Source organism: Chloroflexaceae bacterium (assembly GCA_025057155.1).
Taxonomy (GTDB): domain Bacteria; phylum Chloroflexota; class Chloroflexia; order Chloroflexales; family Chloroflexaceae; genus JACAEO01.
Map to the genome: position 1 here is coordinate 1 of JANWYD010000041.1, position 2,176 is coordinate 2,176.

The 2,176-nt window shown below is 48.5% G+C and carries 1 pseudogene and 1 CRISPR repeat array; the pseudogene reads left to right on the forward strand.

Going from position 1 to position 2,176, the window contains the following annotated elements:
* The first annotated feature begins 15 nt into the window (after positions 1–15).
* Positions 16–81: pseudogene (locus NZU74_20120) on the forward strand (CRISPR-associated endonuclease Cas2).
* Between the two features lie 35 nt (positions 82–116).
* A CRISPR array of direct repeats spans positions 117–2,136; the repeat unit is 36 nt; unit sequence CTTTCAACAATTTCGGCTCACGGTAGAGCACTGAAA.
* Positions 2,137–2,176 lie beyond the last annotated feature (40 nt).

Here is a 2,176-nt window from a genome sequence, read left to right on the forward strand (position 1 = left end):
TAAGCGAGGGCAACGATGCAGTGTCTCGTCATCTACGACATCCCAGATGATCGGGCGCGGCAGCGAGTTGCTGACGCCTGCTACTCCTACCCCTCTACAGACGGTTGCTTCTTACGCTTTCAACAATTTCGGCTCACGGTAGAGCACTGAAACCTCGGTTACACAGCGCCGAGCCATTCGGCGGCATAACTTTCAACAATTTCGGCTCACGGTAGAGCACTGAAACCGGGAATTGCATGGAGCACGTGCAAAACACCGACAACCTTTCAACAATTTCGGCTCACGGTAGAGCACTGAAACTGGATGCGGCCGAGGTGTGGACCTCGCTCGGCTGGCCCTTTCAACAATTTCGGCTCACGGTAGAGCACTGAAACCTTTCGCGTTTGAGGCACGCCATACTGCCACATAACCCTTTCAACAATTTCGGCTCACGGTAGAGCACTGAAACGATACAGAACGAGCACGCCGAGCACCACCCCGAACGCTTTCAACAATTTCGGCTCACGGTAGAGCACTGAAACAATCTTGCGCCGCATGGAGTGGGTCGTTCGGAAGGGCTTTCAACAATTTCGGCTCACGGTAGAGCACTGAAACTCCGACCGTAATCTCGCCCTGCTCAACAGAAAGTGCTTTCAACAATTTCGGCTCACGGTAGAGCACTGAAACCCGGTCGATGAGCGCAGTTTGAGCGAGTCAGAGCGACTTTCAACAATTTCGGCTCACGGTAGAGCACTGAAAGAAACAATTGGGCGCTCATTGACGTTAATCGGCTAAGCCTTTCAACAATTTCGGCTCACGGTAGAGCACTGAAAGAATTGCACCTATTGCGTAATGCAATTGCACTCTATCACTTTCAACAATTTCGGCTCACGGTAGAGCACTGAAAGGCTAGAGCAGACGGTTAATCACATTAAATCGTCAACACTTTCAACAATTTCGGCTCACGGTAGAGCACTGAAAGCCAATTTCAACCCCCCTACTATCAGATGCAGAGCTACTTTCAACAATTTCGGCTCACGGTAGAGCACTGAAAGCTACCCGTTGCAGTTTTGCAAGCATACCATCATCAACACTTTCAACAATTTCGGCTCACGGTAGAGCACTGAAAGCGCGTGTTGAACGTAACGCGGTTAAAATAGAGAGAACTTTCAACAATTTCGGCTCACGGTAGAGCACTGAAAGTTAGATTTCTTACCTCTATTACAGCGTCTTGTGTCACCTTTCAACAATTTCGGCTCACGGTAGAGCACTGAAAGAGCTAGTACTTTCGCGGTTATATACGGGTTTACGCCTTCTTTCAACAATTTCGGCTCACGGTAGAGCACTGAAAGCCTTAACGAATAGCGTCACGAATTGATGAAAAAATGTCTTTCAACAATTTCGGCTCACGGTAGAGCACTGAAAGGCTATAGGATAATCATCTTTCACCAAAACGAAGTTCTTTCAACAATTTCGGCTCACGGTAGAGCACTGAAAGGCTATAGGATAATCATCTTTCACCAAAACGAAGTTATGGCTTTCAACAATTTCGGCTCACGGTAGAGCACTGAAAGCTGATATCCGCTACACTGCAATCGCTGACGTATACGGAGCTTTCAACAATTTCGGCTCACGGTAGAGCACTGAAACTCCAAATGCTGAGGCGTTTGTTCGCAATCTACGTCAACTTTCAACAATTTCGGCTCACGGTAGAGCACTGAAACACGCGACGGTCTCATCATTGAGGTCGCAGAAGAAGCTTTCAACAATTTCGGCTCACGGTAGAGCACTGAAACGTGAGTTCGCTAGGACGACGAATATCGACATATCGACTTTCAACAATTTCGGCTCACGGTAGAGCACTGAAACAAAAGCAGCGTAGTTGGCGTGACGGTACTATTATCTTTCAACAATTTCGGCTCACGGTAGAGCACTGAAACCAGCTCGCGTTTGAGCTGCTCCACGTGGAGGCGTAGCTTTCAACAATTTCGGCTCACGGTAGAGCACTGAAACTTCTCCAGTTGGGCTGTGCCAAGCAAAGGAAAATACTTTCAACAATTTCGGCTCACGGTAGAGCACTGAAACGCCGATCTCGTTGCCGACCGGCTCCAGCGGCTCGGGCTTTCAACAATTTCGGCTCACGGTAGAGCACTGAAACTTCTCCAGTTGGGCTGTGCCAAGCAAAGGAAAATACTTT